Genomic DNA, 23,438 nt, shown 5'->3' with positions numbered 1-23,438 from the left:
TTATTTTCCCTTGAAAATGTACCTGTACTTAAACCTCCCGTTTGGCGCAGAATCGCCTTTATCCAAAAAGTGCATGACATCACCATCACCAGGTGTATTGTCAGCCCATTTAAAATCCAGGGAAAAACTCTTAGCGGTCAGGCCCAAAGCCTTTCTGGGTAGTTTTATTTCCATTTCATTGCCCGATACCGCATATTTTACATCCTTTGATGATTTCCAGTTCCAGCCCTCATTGCTGATCAGCAATGAAGTGGCAGCAGAATTTTTTGGTTTTTGATTGGCCATAAATTGAAACCCCTCCCAACCAGGCTTGTCCGCTCCGCTGATGCCAATAAACAAACGCATCCAATCCGGAGAATCCCAGGCGGTAATGGCTGAAGCAGTTTTAATGTAAAAAGAGATGTAGTTTTTGTCTGTCGCAACTTTTGCCTCTACGATGTCATTTCGCCCGGTGTTATTGAGGTATTCTTTGTATTTGCCCCATCCTGCATGCTTACGGTGAAATGTGTCTCCTTTATCATCGGTAAAAACAACTTTAACAGGTGTCCAGTCTTTGAAACTTCCATCTATTTTGATTGTGTTAATTTCGGTATATACCGGCGCCGGCCGGCTTCCCTTAAACTTCCGGATGTTGCTGACCATCTGGTAATAATAGTTGTCATTAAAACCACCTTTCATTGGTTCTGCGTCCCTGCTATATTCTTCATTATACAGATCGACAAAGTAAGTTTCCCCCTTTTTGATTTTTTTGCCAAGGAAATGACTGGCGGCACCATCATCAAAGCGCATGGCCACCCACTCGTTCCAGCCAGTGATGAATACAAATTCAGGATCAACTGCCAGGGCCCGCTTCCATTGTTCTGCAAAATACAGACCCTCACCGGAACGCTTCACTTCAGGTTCCTTTCCGTCATGAAAGCTGCGACCGATATTGGACATCGGATGTTCGGCAATACTGACACTGATCTGTTCGGGTTTATCTGGCGATTCATGCCAGCCAAAAGACTGTGGTGTATGATCTACCCAGGTCCATTTATCTTTACCATCACCAAACCACTTTTGTCCTTTACTCCAGGCCCAGGATTGCCTGATGGTAAAAAATTGCCTGACCTGATCACTTTGACCTTCAGATGGAGCCAGCAATAGCGGCCTCCCCTTCCAATAAAACCACAGGTCTTTAAACAATCCTTTCGAGTAGATCTTGTCATACAGCCGGTTTACAGTTGCCGCCGGATTAGAGTTCACGATAAAAGCAATGGAAGGTGTCGAAATACCTGCTCCGCGCATTGCCTTATAGGTTTCAGCAATCTTGGTGACCTGCGGTAGGTATATTGCCGCATTGGTCACATCTAATATCAGCACATCAACACCTGCATCTGAAAGCATTTGTGCGTGTTTCCTGATGATCCATTCATCGTCGGGCAGGTAATATCCAAAATAGGGTTCTCCCCAATGATGGAAAGCGTGCAGCGGACCATATCCGGGTTGTTGAGGATTTTCCTTCAGCAGTTTACCGATGTCATAAGGACTCAGGGTATCTGAAGGTTGCTTTGGCATTACACCCTCGCTGGCGATGCCCCCGCTGTGCTTGTCATAGCCGTGGGCACCCTGCCAGATAAAATAAAAGATTCCGACATATTTATCCTTTCTGATCTTACCGTTACCACCCTCAACAGGCCGGCCTAAAGCGTCTTTGGCCACCCAGGTATCCGCCGCCGATGAAGAGATCAGTTGCCGGGATGGATGCTGACCATAAACATTAAAACAAGCCAGGCCATACAGCACTGCTACTGCCAGTGTCGTTTTCATAACTACTTTAATTGTTTCTGATGATCTTAACCTGCTTTGGTGCCTGTATATCTGATTTAACCTGCCCGTTTGACAGTTTGGTATGCTTGAGCTTCACTACTCCATACGGAGTTGGAAAACTGCCTTCTGCAAACTTAAGATCGCCCAGATGTGGTTCAATTTTAAGGGTCTTGCAACCTGCTTCAATTACTTTAACACCCAGTACATGTTCAGTAAGCCATGAGGTAGGTCCGGAGGCCCAGCCATGAGACAAACTGTGGCGGAAGCCGATATAGCAATACGCTCCGTAGTCGCCGTGGATGTCTTTTTTGCCTTCGGGAACCAGTTCATCTATACGGCCGGCATTGGGCAGCCAGTCCATGTTAAAATCTTCCCAAAAAGTGGTGGCCCCTAAATCCAGCATGGCACCCCAATACGTTTTAATGATATCTATAGCACCCTGGTAATTCCCTGCTTTAGCCATCGCCTGCAGCATGTAATAGCCGTAAAAAGTAGAAAAGTTTTTAGCGCCCCCTTCAGAAAGCACCTTATTCGCTGTTTCATCAGAGATCATACCAGAGAGGGACAGCAGTGCTGCAGCCTGTTTAGAACCATTAATGTCGGGTACATTCTTTTTCATGCGTTCGGCTACTGCTTTATATTTTGCGGCCGATGAATTGTCTTTCAATATAGTGCACACTTCAGATCCTGCGTTTAAGGTAATGACCATTAATGCCTGCAAACCGGCATGAATAGCCGGTTTATTTTCACTGGATGGCCAGTCCAGGAACCTGCCGTCCAGTGTTTCGCCATTCTTATCGTCGATTTTGGTGATCAGCACGTCCAGCAATTTGGTCATGTATTCTTTTTGTTCCCTCAGGTATTGCAGGTTGCCATTGAACCTGTATAAATCACGGTGAATGATGACCCACCACATCGAGTAAGCGCTAATGCCGTTCATCCACTGATTGGTTGGGGTCGCGTCCCTGATGAGGTCCAGGCTTTTCGGAACTACTTCATTGTAGCCAAATACATTGCTGATGGTCGTCACTTCGGGATGCATATCGCCTACCCACACCAGACGGTCGCGTTTAATGCCATCCCATAGATATTGCTGCATGTTCAGGTGCACCGTATAAGCACCGGTTTCCCAGATCTTATTCAGACGTTCATCACTGCTTTTAAAAGATCCCAGGTAAGGAATATCCCTGTAGACGAATATTGCACGTACCTCTTTTAACAGCAATTCAGAATTGTCGTCGACCAGGTCTATACGCACAAAACGAAAGCCTGTATTCCCTATTTCCAGCACACCCAGCCATGGTACATCAACCACAAAATCACGGATGGCGTGATCATTGGTCGCTGTAGCCTTTCCGCCGGTCTCAGACATCGTTTCAGCGGCAGATTCACCAAAGCGCACCCGGATCTTAACAGGCGCATTCTTTTTCATCATACCGGTTACGATCTGTAAGCCGCCCTGCAGTTCTTTACCAAAATCGAGCATAAGCCCGCCTTTTTGTTTGTCGTCACTCAGCAGCGTAACCATGTCCTTATTGATCAGTTCGCCCTGTCCGTTACCCGGTTTCAAAAGGTATTTACTGTCTTTGACATATTTACCCGACTCATCGGACTGCCACAAAACACGCTGCGGACTCAGGTAAACCCGTGCACGCTTGTCTACTTCCATGCCTTTTGGCTTTTCCTTAAAAACAGGTGGCAACTGCTGTGCGCTGATCTTTTGTGCAAAGCAGCAGATCAGGATAATTAATGGTAAAAATTTAGGCTTCATTTATGTGTGTGCTATTGGTGTTTAATATTTTAAAGAATTAATCGTTACCTGCCCGCGTAATCCGGAAGGCTCCAGCGGGCTGGTTGGCTTGTATGGATTGTCGCCAGACCATGTTTTTCTTTCTGAAACAGGTAGTTTGCTGTCTCCGATCAGGCGGTTTACCCATGTGCTGACCACCGAGATCTCTACTTCATTATTTCCGTTTTTCAGGGCACCAGTCACGTCCACGTGCCATGGATATGTCCAGACCCCACCTACATCAATTCCGTTTACTTTTACTTTTGCCATGACCTTTACATCACCCAGTTCCAGGAATAAGCGTTCATTATCCTGTGCCCTGGCTGCCTGGAAGGTATTTTTATAGATGGCAGTACCGGAATAATACTTGATGCGTTCATCATGATGCCGGGTCCAGTCCATCAGTTCTTTGAAAATTACCGGTTCTTTCGGCCCTCTCATTTTATCATGATCAAAAGTGACCTCCCATGGCGAGTTTATCACATTTATTATTTTTGCTGCCGGGAAATTGACATGACCGGCACCAATTGAAGATGCAGGTTTTCTGAATACAATAAATGCACTTTCCAGTGGCCCCAATTTTAAAGGTACTATAGTCGTACTGCCATTAGACGTATACTCCGGCAGCATACGCATTTTACCGGTCACCGCGTCCCAAAGTTCGGGCTGTCTGGCCACTACCCGGAATGAAGGAGATATATTTATTTCTGTTTCACTCTGATTACTAATAAAATAAATCTCCTCATCTGAAGTATTTCTATGAATATACAATACCGGGGACTTATCGTTAATATGGAAGTCGGGAATGAGCTTCAGCTCATCGAGGGCCATCTGCATATCCATGCCAGCCATTACAGTTCCCTTACCAAATTTACCCGATTTGACATTCACGCCATCTACGCTGCCCCATAATTCAGCCGCGATTTTTTGTACTTCCGAATCAGCAGATGGAAAAGCGGCAAGACTTGGGGAACGCTTTGGTGCAGGTCCCAATATATGTGCGCCCTGAGCTACAAGCTCCTTTATTTTCCTAAGCAGTTCAGGCCGCATGGTTTCCAGTTTAGGCAATACCAATAGCTTGTAACTCATCCCATCAGGCAATACCATTTTACCATCCTTTACTTTTACCCTGCCTTTGATCACCTCCGCATTGATGTAATCGAAAGAGTAACCTTGCGGCAATGCAGGATCTGTGATGCCGGTCATCTTAGGCGCATCTTCTCCTATGAAATAGGCGACATCGGCTACATACAAACCCTGCTGCAGCATGAAATTGGTTCTTTTCAAATAGTTCGTGAATAAATCCAGATAGCTAAACCAGGTATTGTGCCGGTTAAATTCGTTACCGAAATTGGCATTGATGCCCGGTATAATGTCATCCGTAGGCTGCTGGATGTAAACATGCAGCAAGGTATTATTGATACCTTCGGTAAAGAACCTGTCACCCCGTTGCTTCATCATATAGGGATATCTGGCATAGGTCTTTCCTCCTGCAGTAAAAGACTCTGCCGACACTTTGTTCTTGCCGTAAATGTGGGCAGCGGAAGAAGCAGCTCTATTTTCTATATTGCCAAGTTCACCTTCGCTCCAAAATTCGCCGCCTATCTCATCAGACTGCCCGCCATATTGAAGGAATTCACCCGGAAATCCCCAGTGTCCATAATTTTCGAGCCAGGTGTGTAAACCATATTTGTGACTGATTTCTCTTAACCCGCCCACATAATCGTAAGCCACTCTGTCTGCGATAAAGCGCCTCAAGTCCCAGAGAAAGCGGTCGGATTGTTCGGCACTGCCTACTACTTTTCCTTCCATTACCGGGAGGTAAGGAAGCGGATCGTAGCCGTAATTTGTTTTAAACTTTTCCAGCAGGCCATCAGTCCAGTTCTGTCCTCCTGTTTCATAGCTGTCCTGCACGGCAACTTTCCAGGTCTTTCTGTCGACAGCCGGGATACGTTTGATGATCTCGCCCAGAAAAGAATCAAAATGGCTGGCCACGTGTTGTTTACTCATTTTATCCACTTCAAGACCAGTCCCTTCAGGAGAAGCAGGGCCGTTCTTTACACCTGTCGGCAGCATCCCGCTGCGCATAATGATCCAGTCACCAGCGGGCACATCCCATTTCAGCCTGCCATCTTTGCTCATTTTAGCCGAAAGGTCTATTACTGTTCCGGGATCAATGACCAGCGCTTTATTGTCAACTACAGGCTGTACAGGCCACTGGTATTCATGCCAGTATGGCAATGGCGACTGATACATCTTGGCCAGTGTTTTTTCGGTAAAGTTTTCTACGACAGGAACAGCAGATATTTTCAGCTCCGCGATACCAAAATCCGCTGACACATCGTTAAACACCAACCTGAATGTTCTGGCAGTTGTAGCAGGAATGGAGACAGCCACTGGCCCGTAAGGGTCAAATCCAACATTCAGATTGTCATTACCCCTGTCTATATTAAAGTTTTTCATCGTTTTATAACTTGCGCCATCTTTAACCTGGAGCTCCCCTTTGGCATTCAGCCTGCGATGGGCCGGATAAATGACCACACTTCTGGCGGTAAAATCTGCTGCTACCTCCAGATCAAGACAAACCGGATTACCGCCTGACAACCGGATCTCAGTATCTTGCTTCCCGTCGATCAGATATTCAGGACTCTTAAGCTTAATGTTTGAACTTATTTTTGGGTTAAAATCAACAATACTGGTATGGTCAGCAGATGCGGCCTTAAAAGCAATCACCCGTACATCCTGGAAATCTCCCTCGGGTTTACTGAGGGCAATGTTCAGTTTCTGCGGTCCTTTTACTCGTGTTTCAGTGGACTTCAGGTAGCGCATCGCCTGGGCCGGTTTGATCCAGGGACCACCGGACTGGCTCCAGCCCGGACTGTTAAAGATCCCGATCTCAATATCCAGCTCTGTAGCAGTCTTTAAAGCAGTGTGCATAATGTCCCACCATTCTTCACTAAACAGTTTAACCTTTCCGTAAGGGGTGGTCTCATAGCCTATATTTCCTATGAAGGCCCTGTTGATGCCCACACTTTTCATCGCATGAAGGTCTTTGATCACGCCTTGCTTTGAAATATTATCTGACATCCAGTACCAATACACACTGGTTTGAATACTTGCCGGCGGCTGAACGAAGCCTGCTTCCAGAACAGATGAAACTGCATTGACCTGTTTTTTTTGCACAGGCTGACGTGCAGCGCAAAATGATGAAAATAAAGAAATAAAAAAAAGTAAACCTAAGCTGTTTTTCAAGTTCATGGATTCTGCGTTGATATTTGGTTTCATAGGATGAGGATCAACCCCTTAGTTTTACCTTCACCTGTGCGACTAATATAAGACAAACTTAAAAAAGCAGCATCCTGTACTTACCTGCCTGTTGTCAGAAAATAATATTTCAATCCTCAAAAAATAGCCCTATTTTTATATTGCAGACCATTGAAAAACAGCATATGGGAAAATACCAGCAGGAATGGAAGCAAAAGCTCCAGAGCGATGAAATGTTTAAGGACTGGAAGATCAGGGCCAGCGGCGGTGATCTTTTGATACGTGTACCAGAGGACACAGATATGGATGTATTGAAAATTCAGTTTTCTGAAATCATATCTCCTTTGTCACCATTGATCAAATCGCCCAGGACAACACTTAAGTTTTATGTGGGCAATTCAGAAGAAACCGATTTTATATTCACTTTGAATTAAACGGGCAAACAGGTGATTTTGAAAGCTCACCTGTTTGCTAAAATTTACCTGTTTGCTAAATCAGGACAATAAACATAATAGTTTAAGCATTTAAGCCTCCGTCGATAGTGAGTGCTGTCCCTGTAATGAACTTACCCTCTTCACTTGCCAGAAAAGCAACAAGACCGGCTACATCCTCTACAGTCCCATATTCAGCCAGGGCCATCCTGCTTCTCAGGAAATCTGCCAGTTCCGTATCTGACGGGTTCATGTCTGTATTTATTGGGCCCGGTTGTACGAGATTTACTGTGATGCCTTTTGGCCCAAGGTCACGGGACAGTCCACGGGTAAAACCGCTAAGCGCTGATTTGCTCATGGTATATAAGGTGGTCTGTGCACTCAGCGCGTTATCGCCCATATTACTGCCGATAGTAATGATCCTTCCACCGACGGGCATGTGCTTTGATGCTGCGAGCGATGCCGCATAAACAGCCCGGACATTAATACCCATGATCTGCTCATAGTCATCCAGTGTATGGTCTTCAAAAGCAGCTCCGATATAGATTCCGGCGTTGTTTACAACGATATCGACTTTGCCGAACTCTGCAACTGTTTTGTTTACTGCATCTGTTACCGCCTGTGCATCTGCACTGTCTGCCTGAACAGCGAGGGCATGTCCACCGGATGCATTAATCTCTGCTGCAACTGCGACTGCTTTTTCAGGTGACTTTGAATAAGTTAAAACCACAATCGCGCCTTCTGAGGCAAGCCTTTTTGAAATGGCTGCGCCCATACCCCTGCTGCCACCGGTTACAAATGCTACTTTGTTTTCTAAACGTTTCATATCTACTTTTTTAATAAATGATGAGCAAAATTAGGACCTCATTGTTATATTTGCTGGTATACAATAAATTGTTAGGTACTAACAAATAAGTAAGAAATGAGAAAAGAGAGTTCCACGAACACTTTTAACGAAAAGCAGATCATGGATAGCTGTGGCATGGCTTATTCCTTGTCGATATTAGGCGGCAGATGGAAGCCTGCCATTCTGTGCAGATTGTCACATCAGACCATGCGTTACAGCGACCTGAAGAATTCCATTGAGAACATTTCGGAACGGATGCTGATTGCGCAATTGCGCGAACTGGAGGCTGACCAGATCATCAAGCGCACGGTCTATCCGGTCGTTCCACCAAGAGTAGAATATGAAATGACGGATCTTGGCAACACAATGAAGCCAATGCTAAGGGCAATGTCTGACTGGGGCAATATGCACAGGAGTGTTACAGAAAAAGAGATTGAGGCAGTCTAAACTGAGGAGTCAGACAGGTACTGTTCAATAAAGGCCTTCCTGCTGATCATATGCAAATAAGCATAATCACCATTGAGCTGTCTTCGTTGTTTCAACTGGTAAAGGAAATGGCCGCCAAGATCAACGATAATCGGAGATTTTGCCTCGTACCAGACACGGTGCGGGTGTTTCCAGCAAAACGAATAATAATGCGATGTCAGCGGTATATTTTTGATCTCCTTGTGATAAAAATTCAGCACTTTCGGTTTGCCTCTCCCCAGGATCAGATCAGATTTTCTGATCATGGAAAGATGATCTGTGTGGCAAAATTCATATCCTGAAAGCCTTGGATCGTCTACATCCGGCAGGCTTTTTAAAATTCTGAAGCCTTTAAACTTCTTTCCATTCAGCACCCATACCAGTTTTGGATAAAATGCCTCTCTGCTTCTTAATTCCTCAATACAAATCGGTGAATTCTGGAATTCAAGTGTAGTACCACAGGGAGTATGGACATCCGCCCTGTGAAGCTGGCCCAATCCATTGTCGAGAAAGCTTACCTCACGGTAAGAAGTCGGAAATGCTTTCTTCCAGTCACGGTGCCATGGTGTCTCACCAGGATAAAATCGTACTGCCGTACTTAGTTCCATTTTTTTGAGATCTGCTACGATATTTTTCAGCAAACCTCAAAATTATGCTAAAATTATTAGTGATCAAAAAAAATCAAATATTATCAATTTATTGATTAGAAATGAAAAATAATATGTTGCTCAAAACTTCGGAACACGCACCGCGAGGATAATAAATTAATCTCCCTTGTTCCAGAAAATTAATAGGCCATCTAAAGTAAAATCAGATCGACTTCACTTTCAGATCGTCAATTGTTGCCAGACAGTCAAACGACCGCACGCCTATAGGTCCCGATTTAAATTCTGAATCGGTGACCGATATCACCGGTTGGGTATTGTTATCGAAATAAACCCTGATCTGATCCCCTTTGGCCTCAATTCTCACCTTATAATTTACACCAAGTGTCAGCTTTTGCTGAGATTCGTTCAATACCACCCATTTACGGCCAGATGATTTTCCCAGCAGCAGCTTACCATTTGCAGCGTCAAGGCCCAGATAATATCCGTTATAAGCGTCTGCCCCAAGGTTTAGGTCTGATACCCTAAAGATCAACCCGGCATTTCCATTAGAGTTTAGTTTTATGGTCGCCTCATAGCTTAGGTCCTTAAAGTTGGTGGAACTTTCAATTGCTTTTACACCATGAATGCCATAACCCCATGAACCTTTATTGGAGGCAGCGTGAATGGCGCCATCCCTGATGAACCACTGCCCATAACTGATCCAGTTTTTAAGTGTTGCTTTTGCAAAGTCCTCAGAGAAAGTTTTTGAAGGTGCTTTCGGAATTCCTATAGTCGGAAAATTGCTCAGCCTGATATTTTCGGAACCATAGGGTGTCAGTGTAATTTCCTCCAGAGGTTCTGCCGATGCCACCGGACTTGCGGGCACCTCTGCCGCGTGCATTTGGTTGTCTGATACTGTCCACGACTGTATTTTCTTTGCTTTTGTCCTGAGCTTAACAGGAGTTACCAATTGCTCAAAAGGATTTTCCGGCATGGCGGTTTTTACGACCTGAATTGATTTTTCCGGGTGCAGACGATCTATCACCAGACCGTAATTCCAGGGAGAGGCAGGAAATACTTCATAGTCGAAAAAGCCTTTTACCGGGTGCTCCTTACGGATGGAATATCTGGCATCGATCTTTAAACCGTAGACCAGCGGACCGCGCTCCACTGTAACCGAACTGTTTACCTGGTCTGAAAACTTAATGTGCATTGGAAAATCAAGAACCAGCGTATCGTTATTTTTCCAGCTTCTGTTCAGGTTAATGATCTGCCCTCCTTTCAGGCCTTTTAATTTTTTGCCGTTTACTGAAATCTGAGGACTTTTACACCATTCCGGAATCCTGAGCTTTAAAGGAAAATTCACAGGTCTGTCCAGACTGAGCCTCATTCTGATCTGCTCTTCAAAAGGGTAATTGGTTTCTACCGCCAGTTTTATGCGAACACCATCGGCGACCAGGGCATTCAGCTCAACAGGTGCATAAGCTATGACAGCTAATCCTTTGTCCGGCGTGGCTACCCAGCTGTTCTTTACGAAATAAGGCCAGCCCATGTGCATGTTATATCGGCAGCAGCCCATTCCCGAGTACGGGCTGAGCAATATGCCACCATCATAATCTTCATCATAGCCGCTTTGTCCATGCTTGCAAAAAAGCTGATTGGGCTGTGAATAATAAACATGTGATTTAATGTCCCTGCTGTATTGGGCGGGTAAGGTATTGAATGCTATTTTCTCCAGTCTGTCGCCCATGGCCGCATCGTGAACGATCCTTGCTGCGGTCTCCAGGCTCTGCATCCACTCTACAACGGTACAGGTTTCCGTTCCCTGGAAAGAGCTTTTTCCGGAGAGAAATTCTGTACCTGAAGCCACTCCACCTGCCTGTCCGTGGTCCCTGCTCAGGTTTTCTATGCCTTTCCAGGTTGCATTTCTATAAAAAGGGTCATGATTAACCTGTGAAAACAGCACAGGCATTTTCAGGGCCTGGCCTACACTTACGCTGTGTTTGGTATGAAAATCATCACCCAGGTAATAAAACTGGTTGTGGGTATAAATACTCGCCCATGGATAAGCCTGGGCATTCAATTTCTGAGCAAGTGTCAATAAAAAAGCATCGCCGGTTTTGTTGTACAGCCAGAGCACAATTTCAATATTGTCACCTGTCCTTGACTTGCTCCACTCAAATAAGGGCATTTTATCCAGGTTTTCCAGTTCGTATTTAAAGTACCTGGTAAAAAAATCAATTACTTTTTCATCACCTGTTGCTTCATAATAGCTTTGAATGGCATACATCATAGGCATGCGCGGCCACCAGTCCTTCATTTTGGCTGGCCCGAATGAACCGTCTGCCCTTTGGTTTTCCAAAGTCCAGCTGATCCATTTTAAGGACTTTGCCTTTAAAACAGGGTCATCCAGGGTATAAGCAAGTGCAACCAGTCCTTTCACATAATAAGGAACACGCTCCCATCCTGATCCCTTTCCGCCTAGCCAGTCTGAGCCTGCGCCAAGGTTGTCGGCTTCGGGATATAGTTCTTCAGCATGCCCTGTGGCACCGTCTTTTTGCAGTTCCAGTTGCTTTAATAACCAGCCTTTGGCTTTGATGCTGCCAAGCGGAAGCTGTACATAGCTGTCTGCAGAAAGCGGTGCGCGGTTATAATTATAGCTTTGAACGGATCTGTTCTGAGCAGAAGCCGTTAAGAAAAGCAAATAAAGGATGCAGGTGATTAAAGTGGCTCTAAACATTGGTCATTTGTTGTGACCTCAAATATATACCCTTTATTTGAATCTCTTCACTCCTCTGCCTTGATCATCATTAAAATTCCCCTTCAATTTCCCAGCCTTTTCTATATTTTCTTTTTAAGTATTTATTGGCTTCCGGGTTGTTGGGAAACTTCATGTTGGCAGCATCCCATTGCAAAAGCTGGTCCGGGACACGGATCGCTACAGTACCCAATAAAATTGCTTCGGTCATTGGCCCGGTCTGTGCAAAATGAGATTCTGTTTTTTCTCCGCCCAAACAAGCATTTACGAAGTGGTGATAATGGTTCCGGCCTTCAATTTTACGCACTTCCTTGTCCTTAAATTTGTCTTCCGGCAGCAGTACCGGTTTTTCTCCGCCGTGCGGGATCAGCAGGGCGCCTTCTGTACCAACCAAAAGGGCACATTCTTCGGGATAATTACCAGAAGTATATAATTTACGGACTTCCTGTGGTGGAAACATCTCGCCGTCAAACCATTCCAAAGTCAGTTTATCGGATTCTGTAAATGCATTTCCGGGAAATACCCAGGTGATGTGATCAGCCCAGGGCCAGTTTTCCTTTCTTTTTTCCGGAGCATTTTTCCAGGCCTGAAGAACTTCCGCTTGTACAGATACAGGAGCTTTGAGTTCCAGCCCCTTCCAGACCGCATCAAATATATGGCAGCCAATATCTCCTGACCATCCTGTTCCGAAATCCTGCCATGACCTCCATTTGGCCTGATGGTAAATACCAGGGGCGTATGGCCTTGCCGGTCCTGTGCCCAGCCAGAGGTCCCAGCTTAAATTTACTGGCGGATTTTGTACGGGCTGAGGCTCTACCATCCTGAATTCCACAGCACCGGATCTGTTTGAACATAGGTAGGCATGTTTGATCTTCCCGATCACACCGTCTTTGATCAGCTGCACTGCCGTACGGTCACATGCTGATGAGGCGATCTGGGTACCCAGCTGCGTAGTGACACCTGCTTTGATGGCTGCTTTGGTCAGTGACCTTACTTCAGCCACATCATGGCACAACGGTTTTTGACAATAGACATGTTTACCTGCCTTGATTGCACGGTAAGCGATCGAAAAGTGCATATGATCTGGCACTGACACGTTAACAGAGTCAATATTTTTAGCTTCCTTTTTTAATAATTCCCGCCAGTCTGAATAGGTCCTGACGCCCGGCAGCCCTTCAGCCGCCTTTTTCAAAATATCACTGTCCACATCACAGATCGCTACGATCTCCACATCGGGGTGTGATTTAAAGTTACTCAGGTCGTAGCCGCCCATCCCTCCTACGCCAATACAAGCATGCCTGAGCTTACTGCCGGGAGCTTTTGCCGAAGCGGTAAATGAGTTCATTAAGAGCGAGGGAGCAATAGCCGCAACAGCAGCTGATTGCAGAAATTTCCTGCGGGAAACCTCTGGGGTTTGGTTCTTTGTGGTCATAACAGGTTATAATTGGTTATCAGCTGTAAAACAGCCTCTATATCAAATATATTGAAATTTATCTTGTATACACAAGTTATTATAAATACTTTATTAACAATATTAATTATAGAACATAAGGTCTATAATTAGTGATTATAGAATAATTACTCTATAATTTGCTTTTATAGAACTTATACTCTATAATTGTAGGGTATTTAATGATGAGTTATGAAAACACAGGCTGTAATAACAGGAGATATCATCAATTTCACAAAGCTGCCACCGGCCAAAAGGAAGTCATTAATTGAAGATACGGCACATTTACTGAAAAACTGGATCACAGAAAAGGTCAATGCGGAAATATTCAGGGGCGATAGTTACCAGGTACTTTTTGACCAGGCATCTGAGGCAATCACCAGAAGCATACAGCTGGTCTGCTGGTTTAAAAAACATTCCGATGAAAAGAATAAACTTAGTTTGGGTACACGCATTTCTATAGGCATCGGGGAAGTTTCTTACATTGGTAAAAATGTATTGAATTCTGACGGCGAAGCATTCCACTTATCAGGCAGGAACTTTGACATCATGAAAGATGATGAATTTCTGGCGATCCATACCAATGACAATGAAAAAAATACCGGCATTGAAATCATACTTAACTTCGTAAATAAGTATATTAGCAATTGGACACCCGGACAGGCGGAGGTGATTTTCCTGCTTCTGGAAGGTAAAATCCAGCAGGAGATTGCAGAAGAACTATCACTCTCCCAACCTTCTGTCAACAGCAGGCTGCGGTCTGCAGGATGGAAAGAATTTGAACCTGCAATGAAATATTTAGCTTACTTAGTACAACAGGGATAAATGGAAATAAACTTATTATTGAGGTTGCTGACCGCACATTTGCTTACTGATTTTGTTTTTCAGCCCAAAAGCTGGGTAAAGGACCGGGAAGAAAAAAAAGGAAGGTCACGAAAACTCTACCTGCATATACTGGTCACCACACTGGTGGCATACATCTTCTCCGGCGAATACTGTAACTGGATCATTCCGGTGGTAATCTTCAGTACCCATCTTCTGATTGATTATCTTAAATCCAGGACTGACAAAGGAAATTTCGGTTATTTCATTGCAGATCAGGCCGCACACGTTTTGGTTATAGTGATACTCTGGCTCTCTTTAAAAGCTAAATGGATAGCTATACTGCCATCAATGCAGCTGCTCGCAGAAAACACCAGGTTCTGGATCATCGCCGGGGGATATATCCTGGCCAGCTGGCCCTTAGGCATCGTCATCGGAAAAGCAACGCAACGATGGCGCGACCAGATCCTGAGGGAAAAACTAAAGTCCGATCCTGAACCTTCAGCCGCAGCAATTCCTGAAGAGGATCCGGCTACAGATCACATTCCCGAAGAACAGGTCATAAATAATGATGAACAGGTACTCGGACTGGCCAGCGCAGGCAAATGGATAGGGATTTGTGAAAGAATCCTGATCCTGACTTTTGTACTCGTAGGCCAATATACTGCCATTGGGTTTCTGATGACCGCAAAGTCAATATTAAGATTTAGTGAAAAGGAGGCCAATACTCAGTTAAAGACGGAATATGTACTGGTTGGAACATTGGTGAGTTTTGTCTCGGCAGCAATGATCGGGATTTTGATGAACTTCTTTTTAAATTAATCGTCAAAAGATCTTTTTGTCATCAGTCATGAATACCCTTGTACTTTCTGTATGCTCCTCTCCTTTTGCATCCTTATATTTTAAATTGATGTAAAAGGCCTTGTAGCCCGAGGCCGGAAACTCTTCAGTAACATTTACCACAGATTGCTGACTAACACCAAGGCTTCTGGATTGCCATTTATCGTTCCTGAAATCCATGTCCGGAGAATCAGCTTCCCAGACAATCACGTCTGTTAGAAGGGCTGCCGTAGTTTTAACCGAAACATTAACCGCCTTGTTTGTTGATGAAGCAGTCCATGTACAGACAGGATATGGGGTTCTTGATAAAGTATAACCAAAGAAAGAACTTAGGGTAGTCATCGCTTCCACCCCGTCTCCCAGGCTATGGCCCACGTTGGGTACATAATGGATCAGGTTTTGGCCGGGTATGCTGTCATAGTAATTTTTAATGTTATCAATAGGCCAGTATTCATCATTGGTACCCATCACTATCATTTTAGGCATGGTCAGCATCTTCCGGTACGAATAAGGGTCTATCATGGCAGTAAGATCATTACTGGCATTTGTCCCTATGTCCTGAACAAGGCCAAGCTTAACGTAATCCTCTATTTGTATACTGTAATCTTTCCAGACCTTGATCTGATAGTTCATACTGACCGGCATGTTCAGCATATCGATCACCATAGGTGCTATTGCAGTGACCCTCTTATCTGTGGCGCCTGTAAGCCAGGTAGTCCAGCCGCGCTTAGATGCTCCGGATACCACAAAACGGCTGATCTTATGATTGAGCTTCTGTCTTGAGAATTCCTGTACGGCACTCATGGCACTTGTGGCTGATTTGACCATAGGGAAAAGTAAGGGCCAGCTGTAATCTCCGTCTTTTTTAAAGTTATGCAGGGTATAAGAGATCAGCGCGTCTTCAGTCAGGCCATTGTACAGCGGCTGATTCGGAGTTTGTTTCAATATAGCCGTTATTGCATTGTTCCGCTTCGCTATTGAAGTAAAGTTTTTGATCACACCATCATCTTTGCCATTCCAGTTTGGCATTCCCTCTTTATTGATACTCCCTCCCGAAATGAACAGCAGGGCACCGTCATATTTATTTTCTTTAGGTACCATTATGGTCAGCTGATGCGTCCATGTGTGCTCGCGCCATTTTTGCGAGGTCAGCAGAAGGGCGTAAACAGTTACATCATCAAGGACATATGACTCCCTGACTTCCCAATGATAAGTTTTATCGCCATTATTTAAATAGCTTTTTAAAGCTGTGGCAGGTGTTATTTTTTGTGCACGACAGCATGTAATTATAAAAAACAATGCAAATAAAGATATTGCGATACGCTGAGAAAATATTTTCATGCTGTTAAAAAGTTTTATTAGTATTGTAAAATAGCGGGTCTGTCATCTTAGTGGTAAATTTAACAAATAGGTACTGAGATCTGCTAATTCTTTTTCGGAAGATGCCTGGTCCTTAAAAGCAAATCACTACTTCAATACTGACAGAGACTGGCAAGATCTTGTTCGTAGATGCTACTTTCCGATACAGAATTTACTGAAGATGTTCTCCAGCAGATCATCTGTAGTAACCTGTCCGGTGATCTCTCCCAAATAATGTAATGCCTGCTTGATATCCATTGCCAGGAAATCTGAAGTAACCGGATTATTTAACCCCTTTGCCACATTGTTTAGGGCCTCCTGCGTTCTTTGCAGGGCCTCAACATGCCTTATATTGGTTACCATCGTATGGCTATCAGATAACCTGTCTCCCACTGCAGTATCATACAGGAGGGCCTTCAGTTCTTCAATATGCTGACGTTCTCTTGCCGAAATGGCAATAAATTGAATATCAGCCGGAAGCTTGAGTTCTTTTAAGCGGTCACTTAATGAAAGGTCTATCTTATTGGCAACCGCCAAAAAAGCCACCCCAGGTTTATTCAGGCGTTCAATATCTTCACGGATCTCATCCGCAGATAAATTGACCACATCAAATACATACACCAGCACCGCGGACTGGCTGATCTTTTGCATTGTTTTCTCGACGCCAATTGCTTCTATGGTATCCCTAGCTTCACGAATGCCTGCCGTATCGATCAATCTGAAGTTGATACCGTTGATGTTCAGCAATTCCTCTATGGTATCTCTTGTAGTACCGGCAATTTCACTTACAATAGCCCTGTCTTCGTTCAACAAGGCATTCAGCAAGGTAGATTTGCCTGCATTCGGCCTTCCGGCAATCACTGTATTGATTCCCTCTTTAATCACATTACCGAGTTCAAAAGAACGGATCAGTTTGTTAAGTACGATGGTAATTTTATTAATCAACTCCTGCAGCTGGTCCCTATTGGCAAATTCGACATCTTCTTCTGCAAAATCCAGCTCCAGTTCTATCATGGAAGCAAAATGGATCAGCTGCTCACGCAATACATTTAGTTCTGTGCTGAATCCACCCCTTAACTGATTCATAGCTACCTGATGGGCAGCAGCGGAATCAGAGGAGATAAGATCAGCAACTGCCTCTGCCTGAGAAAGGTCTAAGCCTCCATTTAAGAAAGCCCTTAAGGTAAATTCTCCTGGTTTGGCTGCAGATGCTCCGTGTCTGATGAGCAGTGTGATGATCTTCTGGATGATGTAATTTGAACCATGGCAGGAGATTTCCACCACATTTTCTTTTGTATATGATTTTGGCGCAATGAACAAACTCACAAGAACCTCATCTATAACCGTCTCACCATCCATAATCAAGCCGAAATGTACGGTATGTGATTCTTGCTTCAATAAGTCCTTACCGTTAAAAACACTATTGGTAATACTTATTGCTTCTTTTCCTGAAAGACGTATCACACCAATAGCACCCACTCCGGGCGGTGTAGATAAGGCAATTATAGTCTCGTTCGTAATCATACCCGCAAAACTACCCAAACATTTCGTACCTTTTACTGTTACAAAATGAATATATATGTCTTTTTACCTTATTATTAAATAAACAGCTAAAATTAAATTCATGACAGACATACCGCTCACCGTCAGACGATCAATTGAACTTCTTGGATTAGTACTGGTTATCACCATATTGGTTATTGGCCATAATATCATCATGCCAGTGCTCATGGCTTTCTTTATCAGCATCATGCTTTTACCGGTCTTCCGCTTTTTAAGAAAGTACAAATTCCCGGAGCCGGCAGCCATCATTATTCCGATATTGCTCGTGGCGATATTGCTGGGCCTCATTGTTTGGTTTTTTTCCATGCAGGTCGGATCGTTAATAGAAGACTTTCCGCAGATCAAACGAAATGTCGGCATTCACCTTAACGCACTGAGCAGCTGGGTAAGCAGTATCAGCGATTTTTCTACGAAAGAGCAGGTTAAATTCATCAACGATAAAAGCAACGATCTATTGGGCATGGCAGGGAAAGCAGCCAGTGGGGCCGCTGTAACCCTCAGCTCTATATTTGTGTTTGTAGGCCTTTTGCCGATTTATATTTATTTGATGCTATTTTATAAAGACATATTACTACGGTTTATATTTATGTGGTTCAAACCGGATCATCACGATAAAGTGAAAGATGCCATTTATGAAACTGAATCCATCATCAAAAACTATTTAGTGGGACTACTTATCCAGGTAACTTACATGACCATTTTGTTGGGTGGTATACTGATGATAGTCGGTATCAAGCATGCTTTACTGATCGGGGTTATTTTCGCCATGCTGAATCTTATTCCCTATGTTGGAGCGTTGATTGGTAATTTAATTGGGGTAATGCTGACGCTCACATCCTCTACTGAGCTCTGGCCGGTCATTACGGTACTGCTGGTGATAGCAGTGGTCCAGTTCCTGGACAATAACATACTGATGCCCAGAATAGTAGGCTCTAAGGTCAAGATAAATGCTTTATTTGCTATTCTCGGTGTGATCATAGGCGGCAGTATTGCCGGCGTGTCCGGAATGTTTCTTTCCATGCCAGTCATCGCCGTGCTAAAAGTCATTTTTGACCGGACTGAAACATTTAAGCAATGGGGAGTTTTACTGGGAGACGAGCGGCCGTCAAAAAGTCCTATGACCTTTGCCTCGTTCAGAAAAAAGAAAGCAGTGCCAGCAAAACCAGGTGTGGAAAAAACAAAGGAGAAGGATTAATCCCCCTGTCCTTTGTTACATCTTTTCGGGAACCTCTATACCAAGCATTTTCATGCCTGATTTTAATATTCCTGCAGTTACTGCACTTAAATTCAGACGATGTTGCCTTAAATCCTCATCTTCTTCTTTAATTATGGGCGGTATTTCATGATAGAACTTATTAAACATTTTGGCAACCTCATAAAGGTAATTGGCCAGTGTTGCGGGACTATGCGCCTTAGCTGCCTCCGTCAATTCTAAAGGATATTTAGACAGCAGCAGGATCATATCCAGTTCTGTTGCGCTAATTGCCACATCTACACCTTTACTTGCACTGAACCCGGCTTTGGCCATCAAAGACTTGATACGTGCATGTGTATACTGTATAAAAGGTCCGGTATTTCCCTGAAAATCAATTGATTCTGCAGGATCAAACAACAGTCGCTTTTTTGGTTCTACTTTTAGCAAAAAGTATTTCAGTGCCCCCATGCCAATCTGGTAATACAGATTCTCTTTTTCGTCTTCTGAGAAACCATTCACTTTACCCAGGAGTTCTGTTTTTTGTTTTGCCGTTTTTACCATTTCGGTAATAAGATCATCGGCGTCCACTACCGTCCCTTCGCGGGATTTCATTTTACCACTTGGCAGGTCAACCATTCCATATGACAAATGGTAAAGTCCCTGAGCCCAGCTTTTCCCAAGTTTTTGGAGGATAAGAAACAGTACTTTAAAATGATAGTCCTGTTCATTGCCCACCACGTAAATAGACTCATCCATTTTGAAGTCATCATATTTCATTTGTGCTGTTCCTAAATCCTGTGTGATGTACACAGATGTACCATCAGCCCGCAGCACCAGTTTCTGATCCAAACCATCCGCGGTTAAGTCTATCCACACAGACCCATCCGGCTTCTTAAAGAAAACTCCTTTTTGAAGACCTTCTTCTACCGTATCTTTTCCCAATAAATAGGTATTACTTTCGTAGTAATATTTATCGAAATCGACTCCAAGATTTTTATAGGTCACTGCAAATCCATCGTACACCCATCCGTTCATGGTCTTCCAAAGGTCAATTACCGAAGAATCACCCGCTTCCCAGTCCTGAAGCATTCTTTGCGCTTCTTTGATCAGCGGAGCATTCTTTTTAGCATCTTCCTCAGTTTGCCCTTCCTGTTTCAGTGCATCAATTTCCTTTTTATATTCTTTATCAAAGATCACATAATATTTTCCCACCAGGTGATCACCCTTCAGAAATGAGTTCTCAGGAGTTTCGCCGTTACCCCATTTTTGCCATGCCAGCATGGATTTACAAATGTGAATCCCCCTGTCATTTACCAGGTTTACCTTGAAAACCTCATAACCCACAGCATTGAGCAATTCTGCTACAGAATACCCTAGCAGGTTATTCCTTACATGACCCAGATGCAAAGGCTTGTTTGTATTGGGTGATGAGTATTCCACCATCACTTTTTTACCATTGGGTTTAAAAGTACCAAACGAAGGATCAAGCAGCTCTGTATTGAATAAATTTAACCAATAGGAATCTGCGATGCTTAAATTCAGAAAACCTTTAACAACGTTAAATGCAACAACTTCATTTAAGTTCTCCACCAGAAAATCACCCAAGTCATTTGCGGTTTGCTCCGGCGATTTCTTAGAAAAACGTACAATAGGGAAAACTACTATCGTTACCTGTCCTTCAAATTCTTTTCGTGTATCCTGTATGCTGATCGCACTTTCAGGGACATCTTCATTATAAAGTTGTTTAATGCCTTTCAGTGCTTCGGAAATAATAAAATTCATAGCCGCAAATTTAGATAAAAAATTTGAAGGGCGAACTTAAAGCTTGCTTGATACTATCCCAAAATTAAATAGATTTGTCCAACTACAAACTTATTATGACTGAGCAAAACCAGAGTTTCAATGTAAATGTAAGTACAGAGATTGGCAGGCTGCGCAAATTACTGATCCATAGCCCTGACAGCGGCTTAGGTAAAGTGGTTCCCTCCAAGGCCCAGGACTGGCTTTTTGAGGACATTGTACATCTTGATACCATTCGCAGAGATGAGTATGATTATTACATCAAACTTTTGATGTATTTTCTGGATCCGCAAAAGATCAGGGGCAATTTAAAAGAGATAGATTCAAAAAAAGCGGACAGAAGTTTCTTCAAACCCGACCATCCTGACTTCCATAATTCACTTGCGGTAATAGAGGTGCAGAACCTGCTTGCAGATATATTGCAGGACACATCTATCAGACAGAAACTGGTGGCGGCAGTCTGTGCCATCGAAGGTTGCACTTATAGGCTTCAACAGCAAATGGTAAATACTGATCCAAAAGAACTTGCTAAAATATTTATCTCCGGTAGCCTCAACGATGATCACATGATCTTTGCTCCCATTCCCAATCTCATCTTTACCAGGGATGTCGGCATTACCATAAATAGGCACATCTTATTAAATAAACCGGCAAAAAAAGCCCGTAACAGAGAAACATTGCTCATGCGGTACATCTTTTTTAACCATCCGGTATTTGCTGATTATGCGGAGAACATACTGGAAATTCCAGATCCGGCACAGCACTTCCTGAGGCCCGGTGAAGAAGAAGACCACAGAACTACACTCGAAGGCGGTGACGTGATGATGGTAAGCCCCGACCATGTTCTGATCGGTTGCAGTGAAAGAACGTCAGCCTATGGCGCCAATGAGGCCATAAAACTACTGTTTGAGAACAACGTGGTGACTAAGGTCACAGTAGTGAAGATTCCGAACAAACGGGATTTTATGCATATTGATACTGTTTTCACACAGATCAAGCGGAATATGTGGGCGCTGCTCAGCTCTATTTCCAAAAATCAACCGGCAAATGCCGGCGAGCCTATCAATTTTCTGGTTGAGGCAGATCACAAGGAGATTACAGAAATACTTCAGTTTACAAAAGGCAAAACAGCCCCCAGAACTTTTGAGAGTATAGAAGCCCTGCTGGATGACATTAGTCAAAACGATCTGGGAAGTACCGAACCTACCTGCTTCCTTTACAGCGGCAACGGTTCTTTTCCTTACGATGCCCGTGAACAATGGACTGATTCTTGTAATCTGCTGGCAATTAAGGAAGGTGTTGTTTTGGGCTATGACCGCAATGACAAGACCATTGAGGCATTTAAAGCCAATGGATTCAACACCATTAAGGTCAAAGATCTGCTGAACGACATTGAAAACGGAAATGCAGATATTGAAACCATTAGCAATACACTGATCTTAATGCCTTCTGCTGAGCTTTCCCGGGCCAGAGGCGGTTTTCATTGTATGAGCCTGCCGATTTTAAGGGATGCATTATAATAAATTGGATATGCAAACTACCAGTCATATATTGATGATTCGCCCGGTTGATTTCAAATTCAACGAGCAAACGGCTGTAAACAATAAATTCCAGCAAGCTTCTGAGCAAAATGGGGTACAGGAACTCGCCTTAAGGGAATTTGATAATTTCGTGGAACTGTTGCGCAGCAATGGTATAGATGTCACGGTGATCAATGATACTCTGGATCCGGAGACACCGGATTCGATCTTCCCAAACAATTGGATCTCCTTCCACGAAAACGGCGAGGTCTTTCTCTACCCTATGTTTTCGGAAAACCGCAGACAGGAACGCAGGGACGACATCATTAAACAGTTATCAGACAAATTTAACATCGGAATGGTCACCGACATTTCGGAGTATGAAGATCAGGAGCTCTTTCTGGAAGGGACGGGAAGTATGGTGCTGGACAGGGAGCATAAACTGGCTTATGCCTGTCTGTCTTTAAGAACAAATGAGCAGGTACTCGCCGACTGGTGCAGAATCTCCGGTTATACTGCCGTAACGTTTAAAGCTGACGATCGGGACGGCTATCCAATTTATCACACCAATGTGATGATGTGCATTGGCGACCGTTTTGCAGTCGTCTGTTTGGAATCGATACAAAATTTCCAGGAACGGGAGCTGGTCATGCAGCACCTGATCCACACCCGAAAAGAAATCATAGAGATCAGCATTGACCAGATGAACCATTTTGCGGGCAACATGCTGCAGGTAAAAAACAAAAATGGAGAAGGACTGTTGGTGATGTCAGAGCAGGCTTATTCATCATTGACGGAAATGCAGGTCTTTCTTTTGGAGAAGTATTGCCGTCTGGTTCATTCACCACTGGATACCATAGAAAAAAATGGTGGCGGAAGTGCCAGGTGCATGCTTGCAGAAATCCATCTGAAGAAAAGATAGATTTATACTTATCAATG

General features: G+C 43.9%; 17 protein-coding genes. 7 read left to right on the top strand and 10 right to left on the bottom strand.

The window, feature by feature from the left end:
- The 3 genes from QEP08_RS07105 to QEP08_RS07095 are packed head-to-tail and all read right to left on the bottom strand — an operon-like array spanning window position 1 to window position 6,883.
- On the bottom strand, window positions 1-1,809 hold the full coding sequence (locus QEP08_RS07105; protein ID WP_285056839.1) for a glycoside hydrolase family 71/99 protein: 1,809 nt from the start codon (window positions 1,807-1,809) through the stop codon (window positions 1-3).
- A 7-nt stretch (window positions 1,810-1,816) separates the two neighbouring features.
- Complete coding sequence (locus QEP08_RS07100; RefSeq protein WP_285056837.1) at window positions 1,817-3,580, bottom strand: alpha-L-rhamnosidase-related protein; 1,764 nt, start codon at window positions 3,578-3,580, stop codon at window positions 1,817-1,819.
- Between the two features lie 21 nt (window positions 3,581-3,601).
- Window positions 3,602-6,883: a glycosyl hydrolase gene (locus tag QEP08_RS07095; RefSeq protein ID WP_285056835.1), complete on the bottom strand. Its 3,282-nt coding sequence runs from the start codon at window positions 6,881-6,883 to the stop codon at window positions 3,602-3,604.
- A gap of 164 nt (window positions 6,884-7,047) precedes the next feature.
- Between QEP08_RS07095 and QEP08_RS07090 the strand changes: the two genes are divergently transcribed.
- Window positions 7,048-7,296 carry a hypothetical protein gene (locus tag QEP08_RS07090; RefSeq protein WP_285056833.1) on the top strand — a complete coding sequence of 83 codons (249 nt, stop codon included), beginning with the start codon at window positions 7,048-7,050 and terminating at the stop codon, window positions 7,294-7,296.
- Window positions 7,297-7,378: 82 nt separating this feature from the next.
- Here the strand turns inward: QEP08_RS07090 and QEP08_RS07085 are convergent, their stop codons facing one another.
- Window positions 7,379-8,119: an SDR family NAD(P)-dependent oxidoreductase gene (locus QEP08_RS07085; protein WP_285056831.1), complete on the bottom strand. Its 741-nt coding sequence runs from the start codon at window positions 8,117-8,119 to the stop codon at window positions 7,379-7,381.
- Between the two features lie 96 nt (window positions 8,120-8,215).
- Between QEP08_RS07085 and QEP08_RS07080 the strand changes: the two genes are divergently transcribed.
- Window positions 8,216-8,587, top strand: coding sequence for a winged helix-turn-helix transcriptional regulator (locus QEP08_RS07080; protein WP_285056829.1), 372 nt, complete (start codon window positions 8,216-8,218; stop codon window positions 8,585-8,587).
- On the opposite strand, the gene QEP08_RS07075 is transcribed toward QEP08_RS07080, so the two are convergent.
- The 3 genes from QEP08_RS07075 to QEP08_RS07065 all read right to left on the bottom strand — a co-directional run bounded on the left by QEP08_RS07075 (window position 8,584) and on the right by QEP08_RS07065 (window position 13,382).
- Window positions 8,584-9,213, bottom strand: coding sequence for a competence protein CoiA family protein (locus QEP08_RS07075; RefSeq protein ID WP_285056827.1), 630 nt, complete (start codon window positions 9,211-9,213; stop codon window positions 8,584-8,586). The two genes, QEP08_RS07080 and QEP08_RS07075, sit on opposite strands and share 4 nt — an antisense overlap.
- Window positions 9,214-9,415: 202 nt before the next feature.
- Window positions 9,416-11,932, bottom strand: a complete 2,517-nt coding sequence (locus tag QEP08_RS07070; protein WP_285056825.1) for a beta-L-arabinofuranosidase domain-containing protein — start codon at window positions 11,930-11,932, stop codon at window positions 9,416-9,418.
- Between the two features lie 70 nt (window positions 11,933-12,002).
- The gene (locus QEP08_RS07065) at window positions 12,003-13,382 is read right to left on the bottom strand and encodes a Gfo/Idh/MocA family protein (RefSeq protein ID WP_285056823.1); all 1,380 of its coding nucleotides are present in this window, start codon (window positions 13,380-13,382) and stop codon (window positions 12,003-12,005) included.
- A 210-nt stretch (window positions 13,383-13,592) separates the two neighbouring features.
- On the opposite strand from QEP08_RS07065, the gene QEP08_RS07060 reads away from it, so the two are divergent.
- Window positions 13,593-14,225: a hypothetical protein gene (locus QEP08_RS07060; protein WP_285056821.1), complete on the top strand. Its 633-nt coding sequence runs from the start codon at window positions 13,593-13,595 to the stop codon at window positions 14,223-14,225.
- A complete protein-coding gene (locus QEP08_RS07055; RefSeq protein ID WP_285056820.1) occupies window positions 14,226-15,044 on the top strand; it encodes a DUF3307 domain-containing protein in 819 nt (272 codons plus the stop codon).
- A 3-nt stretch (window positions 15,045-15,047) separates the two neighbouring features.
- Here QEP08_RS07055 and QEP08_RS07050 read toward each other — a convergent pair whose 3' ends face one another.
- Together QEP08_RS07050 and mnmE are read right to left on the bottom strand one after the other, a co-directional pair.
- Window positions 15,048-16,403 (bottom strand): PhoPQ-activated pathogenicity-related family protein, encoded by a 1,356-nt coding sequence (locus tag QEP08_RS07050; protein ID WP_285056818.1) that lies wholly within the window; start codon window positions 16,401-16,403, stop codon window positions 15,048-15,050.
- A 171-nt stretch (window positions 16,404-16,574) separates the two neighbouring features.
- Entirely contained in the window at window positions 16,575-17,945 is a 1,371-nt protein-coding gene (gene mnmE, locus QEP08_RS07045; protein WP_285056817.1) for a tRNA uridine-5-carboxymethylaminomethyl(34) synthesis GTPase MnmE, read from the bottom strand.
- A 100-nt stretch (window positions 17,946-18,045) separates the two neighbouring features.
- Between mnmE and QEP08_RS07040 the strand changes: the two genes are divergently transcribed.
- On the top strand, window positions 18,046-19,179 hold the full coding sequence (locus tag QEP08_RS07040; protein ID WP_285056815.1) for an AI-2E family transporter: 1,134 nt from the start codon (window positions 18,046-18,048) through the stop codon (window positions 19,177-19,179).
- A gap of 15 nt (window positions 19,180-19,194) precedes the next feature.
- Here the strand turns inward: QEP08_RS07040 and argS are convergent, their stop codons facing one another.
- The gene (argS, locus tag QEP08_RS07035) at window positions 19,195-20,961 is read right to left on the bottom strand and encodes an arginine--tRNA ligase (RefSeq protein ID WP_285056813.1); all 1,767 of its coding nucleotides are present in this window, start codon (window positions 20,959-20,961) and stop codon (window positions 19,195-19,197) included.
- A 95-nt stretch (window positions 20,962-21,056) separates the two neighbouring features.
- On the opposite strand from argS, the gene QEP08_RS07030 reads away from it, so the two are divergent.
- Window positions 21,057-22,499: an arginine deiminase family protein gene (locus tag QEP08_RS07030; RefSeq protein WP_285056811.1), complete on the top strand. Its 1,443-nt coding sequence runs from the start codon at window positions 21,057-21,059 to the stop codon at window positions 22,497-22,499.
- A gap of 10 nt (window positions 22,500-22,509) precedes the next feature.
- Window positions 22,510-23,421, top strand: coding sequence for a citrulline utilization hydrolase CtlX (gene ctlX / locus QEP08_RS07025; protein ID WP_285056809.1), 912 nt, complete (start codon window positions 22,510-22,512; stop codon window positions 23,419-23,421).
- The last annotated feature ends 17 nt before the right edge of the window (window positions 23,422-23,438 follow it).

The organism is Pedobacter ginsengisoli (assembly GCF_030244015.1).
Taxonomy (GTDB): Bacteria; Bacteroidota; Bacteroidia; order Sphingobacteriales; family Sphingobacteriaceae; genus Pedobacter; species Pedobacter ginsengisoli.
This window is presented reverse-complemented; position numbering and strand designations above follow the sequence as displayed.

What these genes read in the sequence shown, in the direction of transcription:
- QEP08_RS07105 (WP_285056839.1), bottom strand. Translation starts at nt 1,809, where the DNA reads ATGAAAACGACACTGGCAGTAGCAGTGCTGTATGGCCTGGCTTGTTTT.
- QEP08_RS07100 (WP_285056837.1), bottom strand. Translation starts at nt 3,580, where the DNA reads ATGAAGCCTAAATTTTTACCATTAATTATCCTGATCTGCTGCTTTGCA.
- QEP08_RS07095 (WP_285056835.1), bottom strand. Translation starts at nt 6,883, where the DNA reads ATGAAACCAAATATCAACGCAGAATCCATGAACTTGAAAAACAGCTTA.
- QEP08_RS07090 (WP_285056833.1), top strand. Translation starts at nt 7,048, where the DNA reads ATGGGAAAATACCAGCAGGAATGGAAGCAAAAGCTCCAGAGCGATGAA.
- QEP08_RS07085 (WP_285056831.1), bottom strand. Translation starts at nt 8,119, where the DNA reads ATGAAACGTTTAGAAAACAAAGTAGCATTTGTAACCGGTGGCAGCAGG.
- QEP08_RS07080 (WP_285056829.1), top strand. Translation starts at nt 8,216, where the DNA reads ATGAGAAAAGAGAGTTCCACGAACACTTTTAACGAAAAGCAGATCATG.
- QEP08_RS07075 (WP_285056827.1), bottom strand. Translation starts at nt 9,213, where the DNA reads ATGGAACTAAGTACGGCAGTACGATTTTATCCTGGTGAGACACCATGG.
- QEP08_RS07070 (WP_285056825.1), bottom strand. Translation starts at nt 11,932, where the DNA reads ATGTTTAGAGCCACTTTAATCACCTGCATCCTTTATTTGCTTTTCTTA.
- QEP08_RS07065 (WP_285056823.1), bottom strand. Translation starts at nt 13,382, where the DNA reads ATGACCACAAAGAACCAAACCCCAGAGGTTTCCCGCAGGAAATTTCTG.
- QEP08_RS07060 (WP_285056821.1), top strand. Translation starts at nt 13,593, where the DNA reads ATGAAAACACAGGCTGTAATAACAGGAGATATCATCAATTTCACAAAG.
- QEP08_RS07055 (WP_285056820.1), top strand. Translation starts at nt 14,226, where the DNA reads ATGGAAATAAACTTATTATTGAGGTTGCTGACCGCACATTTGCTTACT.
- QEP08_RS07050 (WP_285056818.1), bottom strand. Translation starts at nt 16,403, where the DNA reads ATGAAAATATTTTCTCAGCGTATCGCAATATCTTTATTTGCATTGTTT.
- mnmE (WP_285056817.1), bottom strand. Translation starts at nt 17,945, where the DNA reads ATGATTACGAACGAGACTATAATTGCCTTATCTACACCGCCCGGAGTG.
- QEP08_RS07040 (WP_285056815.1), top strand. Translation starts at nt 18,046, where the DNA reads ATGACAGACATACCGCTCACCGTCAGACGATCAATTGAACTTCTTGGA.
- argS (WP_285056813.1), bottom strand. Translation starts at nt 20,961, where the DNA reads ATGAATTTTATTATTTCCGAAGCACTGAAAGGCATTAAACAACTTTAT.
- QEP08_RS07030 (WP_285056811.1), top strand. Translation starts at nt 21,057, where the DNA reads ATGACTGAGCAAAACCAGAGTTTCAATGTAAATGTAAGTACAGAGATT.
- ctlX (WP_285056809.1), top strand. Translation starts at nt 22,510, where the DNA reads ATGCAAACTACCAGTCATATATTGATGATTCGCCCGGTTGATTTCAAA.